We start from the raw sequence: 22254 nt of genomic DNA, 5'->3' as shown, positions 1-22254 counted from the left end.
TCAGCTTCGGCGGAGCACGCACGCCGCCGTGCCGCGGGCCAGGACACCGCGGCTCAGCCCCGCAGCGGTTCCGCCAGTCGCACCAGAAGTCCCGCGACCAGGGCTGTCTGGGCGGGCACGGTGTCGGGGTAGATGAACTCGCCCTGGGCATGGGCGCCGTCGCCGACTGCGCCCATGCCGCACAGTACGGGGAGGCCGAGGGCGGCGACGAAGTTGGCGTCGCTGGCGCCCTGACGGCGGCGTCCGGCAAAGCGCCGCGGCCCTGCTCGTGAGCGACACTGCGGGCGAGGTCGAGGAGGGGGGCGGAGGCGGCGTTGAGGGTCATCGGCGGCCGGTTCCAGGCGTGATCGATCTCGATGCGGACCCGGGGGTCGCTGACCTTGATGGCGTCCGATTCGGCGTCGACACGAACCTGTTCGGCCTCGCTGCTGACCCGGATGTCGACGCCGGCGGTGGCCTGCCCGGCGACGACGTTGATGGCGGAGCCGCCTTCGATGAGCCCGGTGTTGATCGTGATGCCCTTGCCTGGGGCGGCGACGGCCGCGGCGGCGACAACGAACTCGGCCAGCGCGGTGATCGCGCTCGCCCCGTCCTGCGGCGCCAGCCCGGCGTGCGCCTCGACGCCGGTGGCCGTGACCTGGAAGATCCCCGTGCCCTTGCGGGCGGTCTTGACCGCGCCGTGGGCACTCGGCTCCAGCACCAGCGTGACGTCGACCTTCTGCGCGACCTCCTCGATCACCGGCCGTGAGGACAGGGAGCCGATCTCCTCGTCGCCGTTGAAGAGAGAGGTGACGGTGGGCAAGGGTGCGCCGCCCTCCCGGGCCAGCTTCAGGGCCCAGATACCCTGCGCCAGACCCGACTTCATGTCGAAGATGCCAGGCCCGCTGAGCTTGTCCCGACCGTCCTCGGAGGCCTCCCGCTGTTCCCGTCCGGCGAGGTTCCCGGTCGGCCATACGGTGTCGTAGTGGCCGACGAGCGCGACGTACCCGGCACCCGTGCCGGTGTAGGTCAAGGTGAGGGTCTCTCCGCACTCGCTGCCGGGGGGCGCTCCTCGTGGTCGGGCTTCCCGAGCCGGTGGACGGTCAGCTCCCGCAGGAGGTCAAGGCCGGTCCCGAGGCTCGACAGGTCGTAGCTGCTGGTCTCCTGACGGACGAGCGTCAGGATGTCGGCGACGATCTCCGACGAGACGTCCTGGGCGCGGGCGGTGAGGGCGGCAACGGGTGATGCGGTCATGATCTGCTTTCCAGCCCGCAGATGCATAAGAACACACCACCCGCCTGCTTCATCCACCAAGGGATCCATCACTCACCAAACCGCTGCAATCGGTCAACCGCGGCCGTCGATGCTCCAGCACTCCGGCCCGACGCCGCGCCAGTCGATGAGCGGCGAAGCCGCGGCGGCCACCGGATCCAAATCCAGGCCCGCACGGCGCAGGAACTCGGAGAGGTCCTCAAGGTTGTACGCCACCCCCAGGTTCTCGCCGTTCACACGAACTCGGCGACCGCCCTTCGGCAAGGGCTGAGCCACGGTCACAGGCAATGGTGCGGACATGGGCCCAGCCTCGTTCGTACGGTTTGGATGCGGTTCCGGATGTTCGCATCGGGCTCTCATCGGTGCTCGTCGCGGCCTGCGTGCTCCTTCGCTGCGATGCGCTGCGGCGCCGAGGGGACGGAACCCGGCATCGCTGGAGCTTCGGCGGTGATGCCCTCCCTTCTCCTGTCGGGCCCGAGTTCGCACGAGCGGCAGGACCGAGTCCGGTCCGCTTGGTGCGCCATGCCGTAATTCAATCACGTGTTCGATTTCTGACGCATCTCGACCGCTACCACCGCGCTGGCTGTCGCCAAGCCGGAGCCACTGTCAAGGCCGGAGGACGGGAGCCGCACCGACCCAGCGGTGATAGGCGTCCACGTCGACATTGCTGCCGCACAGGATGGTGACCACGTGTCGGCCGGCGAAGCGGTCACGGTCTTCGAGGATCGCCGCGATGCCGAGCGCGGCCGACGGTTCGACAATGAGGCCGGCGTGGTCGAGGAGCATCCGCATACCGGCGATGATCGAGGCCTCCTGGACCAGGACGGCGTCGTCGGCGACCAGGAGGAGGTCCTCCAGGACGGCCGGGATGGGACACCGGCCGGCGACGCCGTCAGCGATGGTGTTGGTCGAGTCGGTGGTCACGACGCGCCGCCTGCGCCACGAGTGGGTCATCGCCGGTGCGCCCAAGGGCTGGACGCAGATCACCTCGACTCCGGGAGCCAGGGCCTTCATCACGTGCCCCACACCGGTGGCCAGCGCCCCGCCGCCGAGAGCGATCAGGACGGCGTCGAACGACGGCACGGTGTCCACCAGTTCAAGGCCGATGGTCGCCGCGCCCTCGCAGGTCTCGAGGTCGAGGCTGTCTTCGACGAGCCGGATACCGTCGTACCGCGCGATGGCCGCCGCCCGCTCGCGGGCCAGCTCGTGGTCGCCGTCCACCAGTTCCAGACTGGCACCCAACGCGCGGATGCGATCAAGCTTGGCCACCGTCGCAAAGCGGGAGGCCACGACGGTGACGTCGAGCCCCCGGCCGCGGCCGGACCAGGCGAGGGCTTGGCCGAGGTTGCCCGCGCTGGCGCACACCACCGCTCGCGAGGCATCGTCGGCGAGCAGGCTCGCGACCACCTCGGTGCCACGGGCCTTGAAGCTGCGGACCGGGTTCGCCGTTTCGAGCTTGATGCTCACCGTGCACCCGAGGTCGGGCTCCAGCGCCTCGCAGCGGTACAGCGGAGTGTCGAGAAAGATCGGGTCGATCACCCGGCGAGCCGCCCGGATCCGGGCGGTGTCGAGACGCGTCTGCTGCACGACACAGCAGCGTAGCGCCACGGTCAGGGTCAGGGTCAGGGTCAGGGTCAGGGCACTTGAGCCCCGACGTCGGATCGCCCGGCCCGTTTGACGGGCGAGCTTCCGCCTGCCTGCGGACAGGGCAGGCGGACGCTCGCCCATCAAGCGGGGCCGCCGGGAACGGCGTACCGACCGAGGACTTGAACCTGCGCCGGGCCAAGTGATGCGACACCGTGGTTACGGATGGGTTCTTCCTGCCCGACCGCGCCGCGCCGCGCCGGTGATGTCTGCCCTCCTGGCCAAGGAGGGACCTGCCCTCTTTCTCCGCATCGGCCGACGCCTAAGGACTGCGCCTTTGAGGACTACGCCTCAGGACTGCGCCGAACGCGGACGGGAGAAAGGAAAGGGTCAACGTCGGCGTCGGATGAGCCGATACCAACCATGAACTCACCGCACGACTGCAGAGGGAAAGGGGAGACGACGATGTCCCGCACCGAGGATTGCCGCATGGCGGATCGGCCGGCCGACTACCAGCGTCTGGGGATCGCCAGGGGCGAGATCGCGCCCTGGGAGGACGGCTTCCGCTCGCGCCCCGGCGGCCCCGGAACCTTCGAGTGGTGGTACTTCGACTGCGTCCTCGACGACGGATCCACCCTCGTGATCAACTTCATGGTCAAGGACTTCCGGGTCGGCAAGGGCGTCAACCAGCCGCCCGCGCCAGTGGTCACCATCGAGCTCGACCGGCCGGACGGCACCCACATCGAACGGACCTCACCGGAGTACCCGGACGACCACGACTTCGGCACCGACCGGTGCGATGTTCGCATCGGCGACAACCGCTTCAGCGGTGACCTGCACACCTACCGCATCCACGCGGACGTCGACGGCGTCGTCGCGGACGTCACCCTCACCGGGCAGGTCCCCTCCTGGCGGCCGGAGACCGGGCACGTCACGTTCGGGGAGGAAAAGCACAGGTACTTCGCCTGGCTGCCCTCCGTCCCCCAGGGCCGGGTCGAGGCCACCCTCACCATCGACGGCACGACCGAGACCCGCACGGGCACCGGCTACCACGACCACAACTGGGGCGACGCCGAGATGGCGCGTCTCATGCACCACTGGTACTGGGCGCGCGCCGAGGCAGGCGACTACACCGTGATCGCCTCCGACATCACCGCCGCGAAGAAGTACGGCTCCGCCGAGATCCCCATCTTCATGCTCGCCAAGAACGGCGAGATCCTCGCCGACCGCGCCAACCTGGTTCGCTTCACCAAGTCCGACGAACACCCCGACCCGGTCACCGGAAAGCCGGTCGCCAACACCCTTGTGTTCGACTACGACGCGGCCCCCGAGGGCGGCGAAGGGTTCCGGGTCACCTTCCGCCGCGAGAACACCATCGTCCAGAACCGCATGATCGAATCCCTCAAGGGGGCGAAACGGATCCTGGCCAGACTCGCCGGATTCAACGGTGCGTACATGCGCTTCACAGGCCAGGTCACCGTCGAGCACCTCACACACGGCGAGGCCGTCGACAGCGTGAGCGCACCGGCTCTGTGGGAACTCATGTACTTCGGCAAGCACTGAACCGGCTCCGGCACAGCGGCGGGCGTCAGCGCGGGCTTCCTCCGTCGGTGGCCGCCCGGCGCCTCCCGGCCTACCCCTTGTCGACCGGCCGGTAGGTGCACACGTTCACGCCCGTGCCGCTGGTGACGGTCGAGACCAGTTGGAGCGTGCGCAACGCACCGTCGCCGGGGAAGATCGACTTACCGCCACCGAGGGTCACCGGCATGATCATGAGCCGGAGTTCGTCGACCAGGCCCTCGCGCAGAAGGGTGCGCACGAGCGTGGGACTCCCCATGACCAGCAGGTCCCCGCCCTCCGTCTCGCGCAGCTTGCGGATGTGGGCGACGGCCTCATCCCCGGGGATGTGCGTGGTGTTGTTCCACGTCAGGTCGTCGTCGCCCAGCGTTCGGGAAACGACGTACTTCGAGATGGCGTTCATCCGGTCGGCGAACGGGTCGCCGCCCCGCTCGGGCCACGCCGCAGACATCGACTGCCACGTGCGGCGCCCGAACAACAGCGCGTCGGCCTTGGCCAGCGCGTCGGCGAAGGCGCCGCCCACCACCTCCGGATCGAAGAACGGGTGGGTCCAACCGCCGTGAGCGAAGCCGCCCTCGGTGTCCTCGTCGGGTCCACCCGGTGCCTGTACGACGCCGTCCAAGCTCATGAATTCACTGATCACGATGCGCATGGGACTCGCTCCTCTTCCTCACGCCAAGGGTTACGGCAACCACGCCAAGGGTTACGGCAACTACCCCAAGGTCTACGGCCATGGAGACTGCCGCGTCGCTGGAAAGTCATCGCTGCCTTCCGCATCACCTGTCCAGCCCCTGGCGAGGGTTTCCCATCGTCTCCGCAGGAGGGCGCGCCGAACGGGGGCGGTAGTACGACGCGACGGCCGGCTGGCCGGTGTAGTTGGGGCCCGCGTGGGGGTCGGCGCCAAGGTAGGTGAAGGGCAGGGTGATGTGGCGGCCGCCCCGCAGGCTGAGGCGGTGGTGGCGGGCCGAGTAGTGGAAGCCGGCGGCGCGCAGTGCGGCGAGGACCGGGCGGGAGGCATCACCGCCGTCGGGTCGCCGCAGCGTCGAGGGGTCGAGGTGGGCGACCAGCAGGCCGGTGCCGGTGAGCCAGGAGGCGGCCCGCTCCAGCAGTGCGAGCCGGTCGCCGATGTAGTGCAGTCCGTGGACGCAGGTGACCAGGTCGTAGCGGCGCTCCGCGGACCACCCGCCGAGGTCTGCGGTGATGAGTTCGAGGCCGTCGGGCAGCGCTGCCTGCAACCGCGGGCCCACCAGGTCCACGCCGGTCAGTGCGGCTTGCGGAAGTCGCTTGGCCGCTTCGCGTAGGGCCAGCCCTTCTCCGCTGCACAGGTCCAGCCATGAAGGGGCGGAGCGGCGGTTGCTCTCGTTCAGGAACTCCGTGGGAGCGAAGCCGAGTTCGCGGGGGTAGCTGTTGACGCCGGCCAGAGCCCGTTCGCGGTTCATGGCGCTGTTGGCCACCACCGAATGGCCGGCCAACTCGTCGTCCTTGATCAACCGGGGCGGCGGCTCGGCTGTTGTCCGCGAAGTACCGTCGATCATCGCACCATTGTGCGGTACGACCGGTCGTTGCGGGCGAACCCAGGGGCCACGGGCCTCGGCGAAGCCGCGGATAGCGGGTGCCGCCTCCCGAGGACGGCGGCCCGGTCGGCACGGGGCCCCGGGCCGACTACCCAGCCGCGGACGGCAGCCACACCACTTTCAGGCGGAAGACGGCCTACCGGCTCGCCTCGCGTAAGGGATGCAGCCCCGAGACCGGCCGCCCGCCCGTGCGTTGCAGCTCACCACGGTCCTCAAGCCGCATCCTCGCCACAGCGCCGGTCAGCCCGAGCCGGTACGACCGTCATGTCTGCCGTACCGGCACCGAGGCGAGGATCCCGCTCACCAAGGCGGTGATCCCGCTCGCGGACGCTCTATCGCGCAGGTTTCTGCTTCAACATCACGGAGGCGATCGCGACGACGAGTGCGATAACGACCACTGGCAGCACCGGCGCGTAGGTATGCGCGTGGCTGAGCATCCAGTCTCCGACGAAGGCGCCCGCCACCATGCCCACCAGGACCCCGGTCAGGCGACGTACCGCGGCGGGCTTGAGAGACCAGGTGGTGATCCCGGAAATCCAGCTGATGAAGGTGGCCGTGGCCGCCGTGGTGGAAATGCCCGGCACATGAAGCGACCGAACGGCATTCATCTGCAGACCCATCGCAAAGGCGTTGAGGGCGACCAGGATGTTGGACACGAGGCTGGACGGAGACGCCGCCATCCACACGACGATGAAACCGACCTGCGCCACCGTCGCGACGCACAGTGCGATGGAGACACGACGCGGCCACGCTTCGAAGATCTGCGAGTCCTCCATCTCCTCGTCGCCGTTGAACGCGGTCAGGATCCGTGTTGCCAGCGCGGCCCCCACGGCGAACGCGGCAAGTGAAATCACCACGCGAACGGGATCCGGGCCGGCGGGCGGCCGCGTGCCGGCTACACCAAGTCCGAGAAACACCAGGTTTCCGGTCTGGAACGCCGTGAAGACCTTCCCGAAGGAGAGAAAGCAGATCGCCTCGAAGACGCCTGACGAGAACGCCAGGGCGACAAGCAGCCAGTCACGAATGGCCAGCAGTTCCGGTGCCGCGTGCGCGGCAGCCAGGTCCACACGCCGGTCATCCACGGGTTCGGCTCCTCCGTCGCCCCGGACCGGCAGGGTCGGGGCGGCAGATTGAGTGTCCCGAGAACGTTCGAGTCGAGACAGCCGGCCGTGGGTGTTTTGCAGGCTGCTCCATTGCATGCCTTTCCCTCCAAGCGCTCAGAGTCGGCAACTCGCCCCGACTAGTTGCTAGGTACACATTTATCTCCCGCGTTCAGGATGTGACCACATCCGGGAAAAAGCCACATATTTGGGCGAAACCTTACTCAGGTTTCAGCAAAGAACTACGAAGGCCCTCTGGAATGACGAAACAGACAGGGCCGACGATTTCTTGAGTCGGGGCGCCTCGGACCCGACCGGCGGCCGGTCAGGAGAGTTCGGAAGGCCGTTTCCGGTCCTTTCGCCACTCGATCCGCCGTGCCGTGCGTGGCCCAACTCGCCTGTCGGCATTGACGGATCATGGCGACGCTCGTTAGCGTTCCAAGCGGCATTGAGTGTCAGCGTCAAGCCCTGGCTCGTTGATCGGCAACCCTCCGCCGCGGTGGGGTGCTCCAGGTGAAAGCCCGGCGGGGTCATCGACCCCGCAAGCGCGTGGCCCCTTGACCGGGCCTGAGATCGGGAGGACGAGCGTGCCGAACAGCAGTGATCTCAGTGCCTCGATCGCGGCCGCCGCGGTGTTCTCCGGATTCTCCCGCCGACGCCACATCGACCTGCAGCTCTTCACCAGCTGTCTGTGTCACGACTGATTGCGTCCCTGCCTCACCGCCCTCCTGACTGACGTTCGCCGACGGCTTTGACGCCGCGGGCGACTCCCTGCGGGCTCTCACGGCGCTGTCGGAGTCCGCGGCACTGTCACGCCTTCGTCGGCACCCTTCCCCCAGACACCTTCCGGATATTTCCGTCACTTCGCCCAGGTCTGCTCAGGGCCACTTCGCCTTGGTCTGCACCGGTACGTGCGCGGTGACTTTGGAGTAGGAGAACCCGTCCGTGATATCGCATCCGGATTCCCGACCCACCCGGTGGGCGGCACTCGCCGCCCTTGTGACCAGCAGCGTCCTGCTGAGTGCCTGCACGTCGAGCGACAGCGCCGGCTCGACCAGCGACAACGGCCCGGCCAAGTCCGGCGGCACACTGACCTTCGCAGTGGGTTCCGACGTGGGCTGCGTGGATCCGCAGCAGGTGGGCAGCAACGACACCATTTACTCACTGCGCCAGATCGTGGACTCCCTGACCGACCAGGATCCCAGGACCGGCAAAATTGTGCCGTGGCTGGCGAAGAGCTGGGAAGTCAGCTCCGACACGACCACGTTCACCTTCCACCTGCGATCAGGTGTCACCTTCAGCGACGGGACACCGCTGACCGCGCAGGTGGTCAAGGACAACTTCGACGCGGTACCGAAGCTCGGCGCCCTGGGGACCCTGGCCCAGGGGTACTTGAGCGGCGTGGACAGCACCACCGCGGTTGACCCGCTCACGGTGCGGGTCGAGTTCAAGCAGCCGAACGCGCAGTTCCTGCAGGCCACGTCGACGCACTCGCTGGGTATCGAGTCGGCGGCGAGTGCCCTGCAGAGCCCGCAGGAGAAGTGCAGCAAGGGTGTGGTCGGGTCGGGGCCGTTCACGCTGGAGAGCTACGTGCAGAACCAGGCGATCACCTTGACCAAGCGCAGCAAGTACGCCTGGGGTTCGTCGCTGTGGACCAAGCAGGGCGAGGCGTACCTGGACAAGCTGGTGTTCAAGGTGGTGCCCGAATCGGGCGTGCGCACCGGCAGCCTGCAGTCCGGTCAGGTGGACGCGATCAGCAGCGTCGGCAAGGCCGACGAGGCGGCGCTCACGGGTGGCCAGGTGAACCTGCAACGACGGGCGAATCCCGGTGCGGTGTTCAACCTGGGGCTGAACAACTCCCGCCCACTGCTGAAGGACGCGAAGGTGCGTCAGGCGCTCCTGTTCGCCATCAACCGGCAGCAGATCGTCGACACCGTGTTCCCGACCGGCACCAGGCCGGCGACCAGCATCCTGGCGTACACCACACCGGACTACGCGGACCAGGGCTCCGACCTGGTCTTCGACACGGCGAAGGCGAAGTCCCTGCTGGAATCGGCCGGTTGGAAGGTCGGCAGTGACGGCATCAGATCGAAGAACGGCACCAAGCTCAGCCTGATCGTCAGGTGGTTCGCCAACGCGGCCACCAACCAGCCGACGCTGGAGCTGATCCAGCAACAGCTGAAGGCGGTCGGGGTCGACGTGGTGCTCAAGGAGACGCAGACCGCCCAGTTCGCCACGATGCTGCAGTCCGGCGACTTCGACGCGTCGTGGGGCAACCTGACCCGCGCCGACCCGGACATCCTGCGCAGCCAGTACTCCACCGAGCTGGCCAACCTCTACCACCTGCCGACGAGCCCGCTGGACTCGGCGCTGACCCAGCAGGCGGCAACGGCCGACGCGGCCAAGCGGAAGGAACTGGTCGGCCAGGCACAGCAGTTGATCGTGCAGAACGCCTACGTCATTCCCGTGGTGGAGCTGCAGACCCAGCTGGGGGTGGCGAAGAAGGTGCACGACCTCAGGTTCGATGCCTCCAGCCGGATCCAGCTGCACGACACCTGGATCGGCTAGCAGCCGGTGGATGCGCGACAGAGCGTCCGATCCGGTCGTCGGCTGCAGGAGGTGGGCAGGGAATGCGTCGCTATGTGATCAAGCGTCTCGCACAGGCACTCGGGGTGCTCTGGGCGGCGTACACGGTGTCGTTCTTCGTACTGAACTACCTGCCCGGTGATCCGGTCTCGGCGATGGCCGGCGCCGGAGCGGACTCGGGCCAGATCGATCCGGCGCAGATCGCCGCACTACGGCATGAGTACGGCTTCGACAAACCGGTGCTGGTGCAGTACGCCGACCATCTCGGCAAGGCGGTGCGCGGTGACTTCGGGAACGCGGTCTCCACCGGTCGGCCGGTGACCTCGACGCTGGCCGACGCGCTGCCGCAGACGCTGCAGTTGACCGGAGCGGCGCTGCTGCTCGCGGTGGTCTTCGGTGGCGGTCTTGCGGTGCTGGCGACCTACACCACGCAGCGGTGGTTGCGGCAGCTGTTGCTGTCGTTGCCGCCGCTGGGAGTGTCGGTTCCGACGTTCTGGGTCGGGCTGGTGCTCGTCGAGCTGTTCTCCTTCCGGGCGCGGTGGTTCCCCGCGTTCGGTAACGACGGGCTGCCGGGTCTGGTGCTGCCGGCGGTGACGCTCGCGATCCCGACCGGCGCCCTGGTCTCGCAGGTGCTGGCCAAGAGCCTGCTCACGGCGCTCGACCAGGCATATGTGGAGACCGCGCGGGCCAAGGGCGCCGGCCGACTGCGCATTCACCTGCGGCACGCGCTGCGCAACGCCTCACTGCCGGCGTTGACGATCGTCGGGCTGCTGGCCGGGCAGCTCATCGCCGGTTCGGTGGTCGTCGAGACCGTGTTCTCCCGCGACGGCCTGGGCCGGGTGACGGCCGCTGCGGTCACGGCCCAGGACATTCCACTGGTCCAGGGAGTGGTGGTGTTCGGAGCCCTGATCTTCGTGGCGGCCAATCTGCTCGTCGATCTCGTCTATCCGCTGCTGGACCCGCGGATCGTGGTGACCTCGAACAGGAAGGTGCGGCCCGCATGAGCGAAACCCTTGTCGAGGATGCCGCCGCCGGCGCCGCGCTCGGCCTGGCACGGCCCGTCGAGCCGGGCATCGACCCGAGTCCGGTGCGCGGGTTCGAACCCAGGCGGGTGATCCGATTCCTGCTGCTGCGACCGGGCCTGCTGGCGTCGGTCCTCGCGGTGGCGTTCGTGGTCCTTGCCGCGTTCTGGCCGGGGCTGTTCACCTCGCAGGATCCGCTGCAGGGGGTGCCGTCGCAGAACTTCCAGGGCCCGAGCGGCGCGCACTGGTTCGGCACCGACGAACTGGGACGTGACCTGTTCTCCCGGGTGGTGCACGGCGCGCAGCTGTCGTTGAAGGCGACGCTGATCGCGGTGGGCGTCGCCTTCCTGGTCGGCGGGGCGCTCGGCCTGATCGCCGGGTTCGTGGGCCGCTGGGTCGAGGACGTGGTGATGCGCTTCGTCGACGTACTGCTGTCGATCCCGGCGCTGTTCCTGTCCCTGGCCCTGGTCACCGCGCTGGGTTATGGAACGGTGAAGGTCGCGGTCGCCGTCGGGATCGCCAGCGTCGCCGGCTTCGCACGGGTGATGCGTGCGGAAGTGCTGCGGGTGCGCCAGGCGGTCTTCGTCGAGGCGTCCCGCTCCTGCGGGTCCCGTTGGTACTCGGTCCTTGGCCGGCATGTGCTGCCCAACGCGATGGGCCCGGTGATCGTGCTGGCCACCCTGGAGTTCGGCACCGCCGTCCTGGCCGTCTCGTCACTGAGCTTCCTCGGTTACGGAGCGCCGCCACCGGCGCCGGAATGGGGCACGTTGATCTCCGACGGACGCAACTACCTGGGCAACGCCTGGTGGCTCACCGCGCTTCCCGGGCTGGTGATCGCCTCGACGGTGCTGGCCACCAACCGCATCGCACGCGCGCTGGACGGCGAATGGTCCCGGCAGCGATGACCGGCCCGCTGACGAACGAACCCGAGACGGATGACGCCGTGACGAACGAGGCCGTGACCACCGCAGTGCCTGCCACCCGGGAACCGCTGCTGGAGGTGCGGAACCTGTCGGTGTCGTACCGCACCCGCGGCGGCTCCGTGCATGCCGTGCGGGGCGTGGACCTCGACGTATGGCCGGGCGAAGTGACCGCGGTGGTCGGCGAGTCCGGATCCGGCAAGAGCACGACCGCGCATGCGATCACCCGGCTCCTGGCGGCGAACGGCGGCATCGACGCCGGTACCGTCCGCTTCGGCCGGCACGACCTCGCCTCGCTGACGGAACGGGAGCTGCGTACGGTGCGCGGCGCGGGGATCGGCCTCGTGCCCCAGGACCCGTCGGTGTCACTCAACCCGGTCAAGCGCATCGGTGAGCAGGTCGCCGAGGTGCTCCGTATCCACCGGCTGGCGACACGACGCTCCGCGCCGTTGGACGCGATCGCCGTCCTGGACCTGGCCGGGCTGCCCGACGCGGCCACCCGCGCCCGGCAGTACCCGCACGAACTGTCCGGCGGAATGCGGCAACGGGCGCTGATCGCCATCGCCATCGCCGCCAAACCAAAGTTGATCATCGCCGACGAGCCGACCAGCGCGCTGGACGTCACCGTGCAACGGGTCATCCTCGACCATCTGCAGCACCTCACCGAAGCGTCCGGAACCGGGGTGCTGCTGGTGACCCACGACCTCGGCGTCGCCGCCGACCGGGCCGCGCGGATCGTGGTCATGTCGCAGGGGCGGGTCGTCGAGACCGGTCCGACCCGCGACATCCTGGAGAACCCGCAGCACGACTACACCCGACGCCTGCTGGCCAGCGCTCCCAGCCTGACCACCGCACGCCCCCGGGCCACGGTCGCCGTCCCACCCTCCACAGCCGAGAAGGAGGCGCCGCTGGTCGAGGTACGCAACCTGGTCAAGAAGTTCCGGCTGCCCCACGCCGCGGGCTCGGCCCGCACACTGCGAGCGGTCGACGACGTCAGCTTCACCCTCCACCGCGGGCGGACACTGGCGCTGGTCGGCGAATCCGGCTCCGGAAAGTCCACCACCGCCCGACTGGTGCTCCGCCTCGCCGACCCGACCGCCGGGCGCGTCCTGTTCGACGGCGCCGATGTCACCACCGCCCGCGGAGCACAGGCCAGGCAGCTGCGCCGACGGGCCCAGCTCGTCTACCAGAACCCGTACGCCTCGTTGGACCCGAGGTTCTCCATCGGCGAGGTGATCACCGAGCCGCTGCGCGCGTTCAAGGTCGGCGACCGCGCCTCCCGGACGGCCCGGGCCAAGGAGCTCCTCGACCGGGTGGCGCTGCCCGCCTCGGTCCTTGGCCGCCGCCCGGCGGAGCTGTCCGGCGGGCAGCGGCAGCGCGTCGCGATCGCCCGCGCCCTCGCCCTGTCGCCGGACCTGGTGGTCTGCGACGAACCGGTGTCAGCGCTCGACGTCTCCGTCCAGGCCCAGGTCCTCGACCTGCTCGCCGAACTGCAGGCCGACACCGGGGTGGCGTACCTGTTCATCTCGCACGACCTGGCCGTCGTGCGCCAGATCGCGCATCAGGTCGCCGTCATGCGCGCCGGCCGCATCGTCGAGACAGGCACCAGCGAGGAGCTGTTCACCCGTCCCGGCCACGACTACACCCGGGAGCTGCTGGCGGCGATCCCCGGCGGCCGGCACTCCTCGGCTGCCTCTGCCGGCCGGCCCTCGGGCGGGAGCGGGTCCGCCGACCCGATCGCCCCGGAGGTGAGCCGGTGACGCCTCCGGACAGCAAAGCAATGAGGACCGAACACCACACGAGGACGAAGACCGCATGAGCACCCCCACCATCAGCTCGCTGGCCTTTCTCACCCCGGGCAACTTCGCCGACGACGACCCGTACACCGGCCTGGAGGAGACCCTCCAACTCTTCGAGTACGGCGAGCGGTTGGGCTTCGACGGCGCTTGGATCCGGCAACGCCATCTCGAACACGGGGTGGGCGCTGCCGCGGTGTTCCTCGCCGCGGCCGGTCAGCGTACCGAGCGGGTCGAGTTGGGCACCGCGGTCATCCCGATCGGCTACGAGAGTCCGTTCCGGCTGGCCGAGGACCTGGCGTTGGCCGACGTGCTGTCCCGCGGCCGGCTCCAGGTCGGCTTCAGCACCGGCATGCCGCACGCCGAACTGCTCGGCGACCTGGTGTACGACGGGGACTGGCGCTCCTTCGACCTGTCCTACGGCAGGGTCGCCCGCGTCGTCGACAACCTGCGCGGCGGGTATCTCGGGGGCCCGGACACCGTGATCCAGTCGCCGGGCAACACCCAGCGGCCGCGCCTGCAACCGCACAGCCCCGGCCTGGTGGACCGCATTTGGTACGGCGGAGGAAGCCTGCGCTCGGTCCGCTGGGCCGCCGAGAACGGTCTCAACCTGCTGTCCGGCAACATCGTCACCGGCGAGAGCACCGACGACTTCATCACGGCCCAGTTGAACCTCCTCACCGAATTCCGGCATACCCCGTCCGCCGCCCGCGTCGCGGTGGGCCGCGTGATCGTGCCGTTCGACAGCGCCGACCGGGCCACCCGCACCCGCTACCTGGAGTACGCGGCGAGCCGCCACGCCCGCACCCTGGCCCCCCAGGGCCCGAAACGGATCCTGTTCGCACCCGACGTGGTCGGCACGGCGGAGCAGATCCTGGAGCAACTGGCGGCGGACCCGGTGGTCTCGGCGGTGTCGGAGCTGCGTATCGAGTTGCCGTACGAGTTCCGGCGGGAGGAGTACGAGCAGATCCTGCACGACGTACGCCACCTGGTCGCGCCCGAACTGGGCTGGCAGCCGACGCAGTTGGAGACAGCGCGATGAGTTCCGTACGACTGGACGTGCAACCGGCCCACCCCCGGGAAAGGGTGGGCCGGCGGCGCGGAGGAGGGGCGGGTCAGCCGGCCTGGCGCCGGTCGGTGGTGGAGCGGTGGGTGAGGGGTTCCCGCAGGCCCAGGTGCTCGCGCAGCGTCGTACCCGTGTACTCGGTGGGGTAGAGACCGCGTTCCTGTAGCGCGGGGACGAGCAGGTCGACGATGTCGTCGAGGCCGCTGGGGATCAGGTACGGCGTGACGTTGAAGCCGTCGACGGCGCCGTGCCGCACCCAGTGGGCGAACTTGTCCGCGAGGCCTGCCGGGGTACCGACATGGCCGCGCTGGGGACCGAGCGCGATGACGGTCTCCCGCAGTGACCAGCCGTGTGCGTCGGCCTTCTCCCGCCACTCGGCGACCACCTTGCGCGGGTCGACGACGCGCCGGGCGCCGAAGGAGCCGTCGTCCTCGGCGACGACGGGGTCCTCCTTGGGCAGCGGCCCGTCGGCGTCGCGATCGGAGAGGTCCAGGCCCCACAGGAGTCCGGCGATACCCAACGCTGTTGCCGGAGTGACCTGTTGGAGACGGATCCAGCGCTTCTTCTCCAGGGCCTCCTCCTCGGTGACCCCGACGATGATCTCGGTACCCGGGAGGATGCGCAGGTCGTCGTCGGGTCGGCCGACGGCCCGCAGGCGGAGCCGGACGTCGTCGGCGAAGGCGAGCGCGTCGTCGAAGTCCTCGCCGTGCCTGGAGAAGATGACGTCGGCGTTGCGGGCTGCGAAGTCCCGGCCGTCACCGGAGTCCCCGGCCTGGAATATCACCGGGTGACCCTGGGTGCTGCGCGGCAGCGTGGGCGCAAGGTCGACGTCGAACTGTGGCCCCTGGTGGCGGACTTGGCGCACGGCACCGGGTGCCGCCCAGGCGGGGGCGCCCGGGGAGCCGGAGACGGCACCGTTCTCCCAGCCGTCCCAGAGCGCGCGGGCGACGGTGAGGAACTCCTCGGCGCGCCGGTAGCGGTCGGCGTGGTCGAGGTAGCCGCCACGGCGGAAGTTTGCGCCGGTCCAGGCGTTGTCGGTCGTCACCACGTTCCAGCCCGCGCGGCCCTCGGAGAGCAGGTCGAGACCGGACAGGCGGCGGGCGAGGTCGGCGGGCTCGTTGAAGGTGATGTTGGAGGTGGAGACCAGGCCGATCCGGTCGGTGACGGCGGCCAGTGCGGCGAGTTGGGTGATGGCGTCCGGCCGCCCGGCGATGTCGAGGTCGTGGATACGGCCGTCGACCTCTCGCAGGCGCAGCCCCTCCCCCAGGAAGAACGCGTCGAACAGGCCCCGTTCGGCGGTCTGGGCGACGCGCCGGTAGCTGGTCGGGTCGATCTGGCTGCCGCTGGCGAGGTCGGACCAGATGGTCCAGTGGTTGACGCCCTGGAAGAAGACGCCGAAGTGGAGCTGGGCGTGCGGGCGGGGGACGTCGAGGGGGTCGGTGCGGGTCATCGGGTCTCCTCAAGGGCCTCGAACGCCGCACCGGCGGCGTAACGGTTGGCGGGCCGGTCGAGGCCCAGGTGGGTGCGCAGGCTTGCGCCGGGCAGCGGGCGGAGGGCGTGCCGCCGCTCGAAGAGGTCGGGCAGCACGAGCCGGGACAGCTCCAGCAGGTCCTCGTCGAGCACCAGCGGATGCAGCCGTACGCCGTCCACGACGCCCCTCAACTGGCCGAGCAGCGCGGCGAGTCCGGCGGCGGAGCCGATGTGGCGCAGCCGTCCGTGGTCGGTCCAGGGCGCATGCCGTTCGAGGTCGGCGACGCGCTCCTCGGCCGTGGCGTCCACGGTGTCGAGGGCGATCTCGACCTCCGCGAAGGTGCGCGGCGTTCCGGCGGCGGCGGCGGCCGCGGTGATCTCGGCGAGGTCGCGGCCCTCGACGAGGGCGACGTCGAGTTGTGCGGCGGGCACGAGGTCGGGCCGGCCGAGCACGACGAGTTGCCCCTGGGGCGGACGCGGCACGATCGCGGGGCCCTTCACGGCATAGGTGTCGCCGGTGAAGTCGACGTAGTGGAGCCGGTCGCGGTCGAGGTAGCGGCTGGTGGCCACGGAACGGATGACCGCGTCGTCCTCCCAGGAGTCCCACAGGGCGCGGACGACCTCGACGCCGTCGCGGGACTCGCGGGCTCGGGCGGCTGCGCCGTCGACGAGGGGGCGGCCCCAGGCGCGGGCCGCGTCAGGACGTACCTCTTCGCTCATCACCCACCCGGCCCGCCCGATCGAGATGTGGTCCAGGGACGCCAACTGGCTGGACACGTGGAAGGGTTCGGCATAGGTGACCGGGACGACCGGCGCGATGCCGATGACGCTCGTCGACGCGGCGAGGAACGCCGCCCGCTCCACCGCGCCGATGCGGCCGACCACGTCGGGCGTGGCGCCGGGCGGGAGTACGCCGTCCTCCAGGGTGAGCAGGGTGAACCCGGCGTTCTCCGCGGCGGCGGCGACGCGGGCCACCCGGCGCGGGCTCAGCAGGTGGTCGGGGGAGTGGGCGGCGCGGCGCCAGGCCGCGGGATGGGCGCCGTCGCCGTCGAGTTCGACGGCGAGCCGCAGGGCGGGGCCGGACATGGGGTTTCCTTCCGAGGGCACAACGAGACGGCCGGCCCGGCGGGCCGACGGGGGTCAGAGTCGTGCGGAAGGACAGACGGCGGAGGCGGTACGGCAGTAGTCGACGTGCCGTCGGATGATGAGCCGCGTCCCCGTGCCGGCACCGTGCGGTGCGGCGCCACGTGCACGCATCGGGGCCTCCACCCGTCCGGGACCGGTCACTTCAACCTACTTCGTCGGCCCTGGAAGGTGTCAAGACCATTAGATGTACGTGCATACGACAGCGACAGCGACACAGCCGGCTCGTCGGCTCCGGCGGAGATACCCAACTGTCCGGGGCGCCTCAGGAGTTCGCGAGCTCTCCGAGCAGCTTCCAGGTACGGCGGCGGTCCGCCTCACCGCCCAGGTCCGTCGCGGTGAACACCACCTCTGTCGCCCCGGCTTCGCGGTACCGCTGTACCTCGGCGGCGACGGTCTCCTCGTCGCCGATGACGGCCAGGTCGGCGGCCCGGGTGGCGCCGGAGAGTCCGATGACGCGTTGGTAGGAAGGGAACTGCTCGTAGAACGCGAGCTTCTCGGTCGCCGTCTCCCGTACCGCTTCGGTGTCGGCGGTGACCACGCCGGGCACCACGGCCACGATCCGGGGCGCCGGCCGGCCGGCTGCCTGTGCCGCGGCGGTGACGGCCGGGACGAGGTGCTCGGCGAGGGCGCGCGGGCCGGCCAGGAGCGGGATGATCCCGTCCGCGAGTTCGCCGGAAGCGCGCAGCGCCTGCGGAGCCATGGCGGCGACCAGGAGCGGCACCGGCGGTTGGGCACCCGGCACCGTCGCCGGCAGCGGCGTGGTGGCGGTCAGCAGCTCTCCGTGGAAGTCGGCACTGCCTGTTTCCACGAGTTGGCGCAGGGCGGTGAGGAACTCGCGGAGCCGGGCGATGGGGCGCTCGTACGGGATGCCGAAGGCCGTCTCGGTCAGGTGTTTGGTACCGAGTGCGAGCCCCAGGTGGTAGCGGCCGCCGGTGGCGGCCTGGGCCGTCTGGGCCTGGCTGGAGATGAGCAGTGGATGGCGGCCGAAGACCGGGATCGCGGCGGTTCCGACGTGCAGCCCGGGCACCTCACGGCCGACTATTGCGGCGAGCGTGGGCGAGTCGTACGCGAAGGTCTGCCCGAACCACGCGGAGCGCAGTCCGGCCTCATGAGCCTCCCGCGCGAGTTGCACCGTTGTGTCGATCCGGTCCTGCAGAGGCAGCGTTACTCCGATGGTCATATACAGAGCAACCGGCAGACGCGCGACGGGCATTCCTGCTCGTTCATGACAAGCTCATGGCGGCCTCGTAACAGCTCTTTCGGCGGCGTACCTGCGGCGCTGTTGCAGACAGGGACGGCGCCGGTGCGGTCTTGACAAGGCCGCCCGGCACCCACGTACGTTCTTCCCGCACCATCAGGAACGGCCGAGAGACCTGGCTCCTCGAAGCCGCGCTCACTGCGCGTCGCGATCCGCGGCGCCGCCCGACGCCAGGCCGATGGGAGTCACCGTGAGGGCATCGTGCACCGGGCCGGCCGGAACCGCGGTTCTGCTGCCGGCCTGGACGAAGCGCCGGCACGTGGACCTGTGCCGGACCCACGCCGCGCTCTGTCGCTGACCATTCGCTCCGGCTTTCCCCTGACGGGCCCGCGCTCCACCGTCTGACGGGCCCGCGCGCACTCGTGGTGCCCAGCTGGACCTGATCCGGCATGCCCGGGTGTTCGTTCGCTCCGAAGAATCCTCCACCCCGAGATGTCACCGATGCCGGTGAGAATGGACGAGTTGTGAGCGCGAAGCGGCCCAGGACGCTGAAGACCGTGACCGGTGCCGGCGGCACGTCGGAGACCTACGACCTGGCGGTCGATCCCACCCGATCGACCCTGGACACCGCCGTGCGGGTGGCGAAGCTCGCGGAGGCCGCGCGGATCGACGCGCTGTTCACCGCCGACCTGCTCAGCTTCGACGCCCAGGGCGCGATCGGGTCGCAGGAGCCGCTGGTCTTCGTCTCGGCGCTGAGCCAGGTGACGTCGCGGATCGGTCTGATCGCCACGGTCTCGACCACCTTCAACCACCCGTTCAACCTGGCCCGGTTGTTCGGAACGCTCGATCACGTCAGCAACGGCCGGGCCGCCTGGAACCTGGTGACGTCCTCGATCGGTGAGGAGAACTTCGGGCCCGGCGAGCTGCCCAGCCCGGAGGACCGCTATGCGCGCGCCGCGGAGACGCTGGAGGTGGTCAACGCGCTGTGGGACAGCTGGGAACCAGGTGCGCTGACCGTCGGTGCGGACGGCAAGGCGGTGCTGCACCGGGACCGGGTGCACCCCATCCACCACTCCGGCCGGTTCTTCACCGTGGCCGGTCCGCTGAATATTCCGCCGCTTCCGCAGCGACGCCCGGTGCAGATCCAGGCCGGGCAGTCCGCAGCGGGCACCGCCCTGGGCGCCCGTTACGCCGAGATCGTCTTCACCTCGCTCCCCACCCTCGACATCGCCGTGGACTTCACCCGGAAGATCCGCGGCCAGGCCGAGCGACTCGGACGGGCTGGCGGACTCCCGTTGATCTTCAGCTCGTTCCATGCCACCTACGGCGCCACCGAGGAGGAAGCACAGCGGCTCGTACGCGAGCGGCGCGAGGCGATCGACTTCGAACGCGGGCGCGCCCAGGTCGCCGACATGCTCGGCGGCGGAGTCGACCTGTCGGAGGTCCCCCTCGACGCGACGCTGCCGGAGAGCCTGCTGCCTGACATCGCCTCGGTGAACCGCCGTCGCGGCCGGGTCGACATCTTCACCGGCTACGCGCGACAGGGCTACACCCTGCGGGAGCTTGTCATCGCGGCCCAGGACACCGGGCACTGGGCCGTCGCGGGAACACCCGAGCAGCTCGCCGACGCCATTGAGGAACGGTTCCGGGCAGGCGTTCTGGACGTGATCTCGCTCGGCGGCCTCGCGGACCCACGGCTGCACGACTTCGTCGTCAACGGCCTGCTGCACGAGTTGCGCAAACGGAAGATCGTCGCCGACGACTACACCGGCACCACCCTGCGCGAGAACCTCGGACTCGAACTGCCGCCCCGCGCCGGCGTGCTGGTCCAGGTCGGACCCGAAACGCAGACGCGGTCATAGCCGAGCCGACCGACGCCGAGTCTCCCCCGCCGTACGCGCTCGGCCCCGTCCCGTTCATCCCCCACCCCGCTGCGGCCCGGGCACTGCACTGACATCCCGATTTCGGCGGCACAGTCTGACGCAAGGAGCACAGCCTTGGACGTCCACGCATCCCTGGCCGACGTGGTCGGCAACACCCCACTGGTGCGGCTCAACCGCGTCACCGGCGCGGTGTCCACTCCGGTCTACGTGAAACTGGAGTACGTCAACCCCGGCGGCAGCGTGAAGGACCGCATCGCGCTGGCCATGGTCGAAGCGGCCGAGCAGGCCGGGTTGCTGTTGCCCGGCGGCACCATTGTCGAGGGCACCTCGGGCAATACGGGAGTCGGCCTGGCCATGGTCGCCGCGCAGCGCGGCTACGGTTGCGTTTTCGCGGTCCCGGAGAAGAGCAGCGCGGAGAAGATCGCCGTACTGCGTGCCTACGGCGCCGAGGTCATCGTCTGCCCGTCCGACGTACCGCGCGAGCATCCCGACCATGTGCACTCCGTGGCCGTCCGTCTCGCCGAGGAGACGCCGGGTGGCTGGCTGGCCAACCAGTACGACAACCCGGCCAATCCGCAGGCTCACTACCGCACCACCGGACCGGAGATCTGGCGGCAGACCGACGGACGGATCACCCACCTGGTGTGCGGCATCGGCACCGGCGGCACCATCACCGGGACCGGCGAATACCTCAAGAAGATAAGTGACGGCCGGGTGACGGTCGTCGGCGCCGACCCGGAGGCCTCGCTCTACTCCGGCGGCGACGGGAGCCCGTACTACGTGGAGAGCATCGGCCGCTTCCGCCACCCGGAGACCGTGGACGACACCTGGCCGGAGTCCTACCACCCGGCGGTCGTCGACCGATTCGAGCGGATCAGCGACCGCGACTCGCTGTGGACCGCCCGGCGGCTGGCCCGCGAGGAGGGACTGCTGGTCGGCGGCTCCGCAGGCACCGCGGTGGCCGCCGCACTTCGGGTGGCGGCCGAACTGGGCCCGGACGACCTCGTCGTCGTCCTGCTGCCCGATTCCGGCCGCAACTATCTCTCCAAGGTCTTCGACGACAACTGGTTGCACCAACTGGGCCTGCCGGACAGCGGCGATTCACATCCGGAAGACCACGGCTGAGCTCTCCGTACGACTCGCCGCCGAACGCCCGACACCGGAAGACGCTCGCGCCACGCCCCTCTTGAACCCGCCTGGAACCAGAGCCGATCGGCATCCGACCACTGCAGGAGAAGCGCCGCGCTCACGAGGTCGCGGCGCTCCGGCGCCCGGTCCCAACCGGCCCGGTGAGAGGTTGCAGCCGTATGCACTGGTACGAGGACGACGGATTCTGGTCGGACTTCTCCGAGACCATGTTCTCCGAGCGCAGGCGATCGGAGACGGCGGACGTCGTCGCCGAGTCGCCACTGCTGCAATTCCCGCCCGACAGCCGGGTGTTGGACCTGTGTTGCGGGCCCGGCCTGTATCTGGTGCCGCTGGCCCGTCGGGGTCACCCGGTGACGGGGGTGGATCTGAGCCCCGTCATGCTGAAACGGGCCGAAGCCGCCTGCGCGACGGCCGGGGTCGAAGTCCGGCTGGTCCAGGCGGACATGCTGACGCACGTCGAGCCGGAGTCGTACGACGTGATACTCAACGTCTTCACGTCGTTCGGCTACTTCGACGAACCGACCGACAACGCACGCGTGTTACGCAACGCCCACGACTCACTCGCACCGGGCGGGCGGCTGCTGATCGACGTCCTTGGCAAGGAGGTCCTCGCGGGCTGGATCGGCCGGCCCAAGCTCGTCGAGCTCGACGGCGGCGCGTACGTGGTGCAGCGCGACACCGTCCTGGACAACTGGACACGGCTGCGCACCGACTGGACGCTGGTGCGCGACGGGGTGGCGCGCGAGGCGTCGATCACCTCCTTCCTCTACAGCGCGGCCGAACTGCGCGCCCTCCTCGAGGCGGCCGGCTTCACCGACGTGCGGTGCTACGGCGACTTCGACGGCGGCCCGTACGACAACCGCGCGCGACGGCTGATCGTGCGCGGAACACGGCCGAAACTCGACCCCGGTACGCGGGAACTCTGAGGCAC

The 22254-nt window shown here is 69.8% G+C and carries 16 protein-coding genes, 2 pseudogenes and 1 riboswitch; of the genes and pseudogenes, 9 read left to right on the top strand and 9 right to left on the bottom strand.

Annotated elements, in window-relative coordinates; all coding sequences use genetic code 11:
• Positions 1–53: 53 nt before the first annotated feature.
• The 3 genes and pseudogenes from ACFWP7_RS20560 to ACFWP7_RS20550 all read right to left on the bottom strand — a co-directional run bounded on the left by ACFWP7_RS20560 (position 54) and on the right by ACFWP7_RS20550 (position 2838).
• Positions 54–1233 (bottom strand): annotated as a pseudogene (locus ACFWP7_RS20560) (M20/M25/M40 family metallo-hydrolase).
• 93 nt (positions 1234–1326) lie between these two features.
• The gene (locus ACFWP7_RS20555) at positions 1327–1551 is read right to left on the bottom strand and encodes a hypothetical protein (RefSeq protein WP_384382972.1); all 225 of its coding nucleotides are present in this window, start codon (positions 1549–1551) and stop codon (positions 1327–1329) included.
• Positions 1552–1857: 306 nt separating this feature from the next.
• Complete coding sequence (locus ACFWP7_RS20550) at positions 1858–2838, bottom strand: threonine/serine dehydratase (RefSeq protein WP_384382971.1); 981 nt, start codon at positions 2836–2838, stop codon at positions 1858–1860.
• A gap of 486 nt (positions 2839–3324) precedes the next feature.
• Between ACFWP7_RS20550 and ACFWP7_RS20545 the strand changes: the two genes are divergently transcribed.
• Entirely contained in the window at positions 3325–4398 is a 1074-nt protein-coding gene (locus tag ACFWP7_RS20545) for a lipocalin-like domain-containing protein (RefSeq protein WP_384382970.1), read from the top strand.
• A 70-nt stretch (positions 4399–4468) separates the two neighbouring features.
• Here ACFWP7_RS20545 and ACFWP7_RS20540 read toward each other — a convergent pair whose 3' ends face one another.
• The 3 genes from ACFWP7_RS20540 to ACFWP7_RS20530 form a co-directional block, all read right to left on the bottom strand.
• A complete protein-coding gene (locus ACFWP7_RS20540) occupies positions 4469–5065 on the bottom strand; it encodes a dihydrofolate reductase family protein (protein WP_384382969.1) in 597 nt (198 codons plus the stop codon).
• Between the two features lie 124 nt (positions 5066–5189).
• Positions 5190–5948: a class I SAM-dependent methyltransferase gene (locus tag ACFWP7_RS20535; RefSeq protein ID WP_384382968.1), complete on the bottom strand. Its 759-nt coding sequence runs from the start codon at positions 5946–5948 to the stop codon at positions 5190–5192.
• Between the two features lie 371 nt (positions 5949–6319).
• Positions 6320–7069 (bottom strand): YoaK family protein, encoded by a 750-nt coding sequence (locus tag ACFWP7_RS20530; RefSeq protein WP_384382967.1) that lies wholly within the window; start codon positions 7067–7069, stop codon positions 6320–6322.
• Positions 7070–7531: 462 nt separating this feature from the next.
• Positions 7532–7641, top strand: a riboswitch (SAM riboswitch).
• Positions 7642–8032: 391 nt separating this feature from the next.
• Between ACFWP7_RS20530 and ACFWP7_RS20525 the strand changes: the two genes are divergently transcribed.
• From ACFWP7_RS20525 to ACFWP7_RS20505, 5 genes are all read left to right on the top strand, one after another.
• On the top strand, positions 8033–9655 hold the full coding sequence (locus ACFWP7_RS20525) for an ABC transporter substrate-binding protein (protein WP_384382966.1): 1623 nt from the start codon (positions 8033–8035) through the stop codon (positions 9653–9655).
• 62 nt (positions 9656–9717) lie between these two features.
• Complete coding sequence (locus tag ACFWP7_RS20520; protein ID WP_384382965.1) at positions 9718–10677, top strand: ABC transporter permease; 960 nt, start codon at positions 9718–9720, stop codon at positions 10675–10677.
• Complete coding sequence (locus tag ACFWP7_RS20515) at positions 10674–11600, top strand: ABC transporter permease (RefSeq protein ID WP_384382964.1); 927 nt, start codon at positions 10674–10676, stop codon at positions 11598–11600. Before ACFWP7_RS20520 ends, ACFWP7_RS20515 begins: the two co-directional genes overlap by 4 nt.
• Entirely contained in the window at positions 11582–13375 is a 1794-nt protein-coding gene (locus ACFWP7_RS20510) for a dipeptide ABC transporter ATP-binding protein (protein ID WP_384382963.1), read from the top strand. The genes ACFWP7_RS20515 and ACFWP7_RS20510 overlap by 19 nt, the downstream gene beginning before the upstream one ends.
• Positions 13376–13430: 55 nt before the next feature.
• The gene (locus tag ACFWP7_RS20505) at positions 13431–14453 is read left to right on the top strand and encodes an LLM class flavin-dependent oxidoreductase (protein ID WP_384382962.1); all 1023 of its coding nucleotides are present in this window, start codon (positions 13431–13433) and stop codon (positions 14451–14453) included.
• A gap of 73 nt (positions 14454–14526) precedes the next feature.
• Here the strand turns inward: ACFWP7_RS20505 and ACFWP7_RS20500 are convergent, their stop codons facing one another.
• The 3 genes from ACFWP7_RS20500 to ACFWP7_RS20490 form a co-directional block, all read right to left on the bottom strand.
• The gene (locus tag ACFWP7_RS20500; RefSeq protein WP_384382961.1) at positions 14527–15927 is read right to left on the bottom strand and encodes an NtaA/DmoA family FMN-dependent monooxygenase; all 1401 of its coding nucleotides are present in this window, start codon (positions 15925–15927) and stop codon (positions 14527–14529) included.
• Complete coding sequence (locus tag ACFWP7_RS20495; RefSeq protein ID WP_384382960.1) at positions 15924–17033, bottom strand: LLM class flavin-dependent oxidoreductase; 1110 nt, start codon at positions 17031–17033, stop codon at positions 15924–15926. Before ACFWP7_RS20495 ends, ACFWP7_RS20500 begins: the two co-directional genes overlap by 4 nt.
• 322 nt (positions 17034–17355) lie before the next feature.
• The gene (locus tag ACFWP7_RS20490) at positions 17356–18273 is read right to left on the bottom strand and encodes an LLM class F420-dependent oxidoreductase (RefSeq protein WP_384382959.1); all 918 of its coding nucleotides are present in this window, start codon (positions 18271–18273) and stop codon (positions 17356–17358) included.
• 542 nt (positions 18274–18815) lie between these two features.
• Between ACFWP7_RS20490 and ACFWP7_RS20485 the strand changes: the two genes are divergently transcribed.
• From ACFWP7_RS20485 to ACFWP7_RS20475, 3 genes and pseudogenes are all read left to right on the top strand, one after another.
• Positions 18816–20153: an NtaA/DmoA family FMN-dependent monooxygenase gene (locus ACFWP7_RS20485; protein WP_384382958.1), complete on the top strand. Its 1338-nt coding sequence runs from the start codon at positions 18816–18818 to the stop codon at positions 20151–20153.
• Between the two features lie 135 nt (positions 20154–20288).
• Positions 20289–21284 (top strand): annotated as a pseudogene (locus ACFWP7_RS20480) (PLP-dependent cysteine synthase family protein); the annotation flags it as partial.
• Positions 21285–21481: 197 nt separating this feature from the next.
• A complete protein-coding gene (locus tag ACFWP7_RS20475; protein WP_384382957.1) occupies positions 21482–22249 on the top strand; it encodes a class I SAM-dependent methyltransferase in 768 nt (255 codons plus the stop codon).
• The last annotated feature ends 5 nt before the right edge of the window (positions 22250–22254 follow it).

Origin of the sequence: Streptomyces sp. NPDC058470, assembly GCF_042721055.1 — a bacterium.
Lineage (GTDB): Bacteria > Actinomycetota > Actinomycetes > Streptomycetales > Streptomycetaceae > Streptomyces.
The sequence above is the reverse complement of the archived record's forward strand: the minus strand, read 5'-3'. Positions and strand labels throughout refer to the sequence as shown.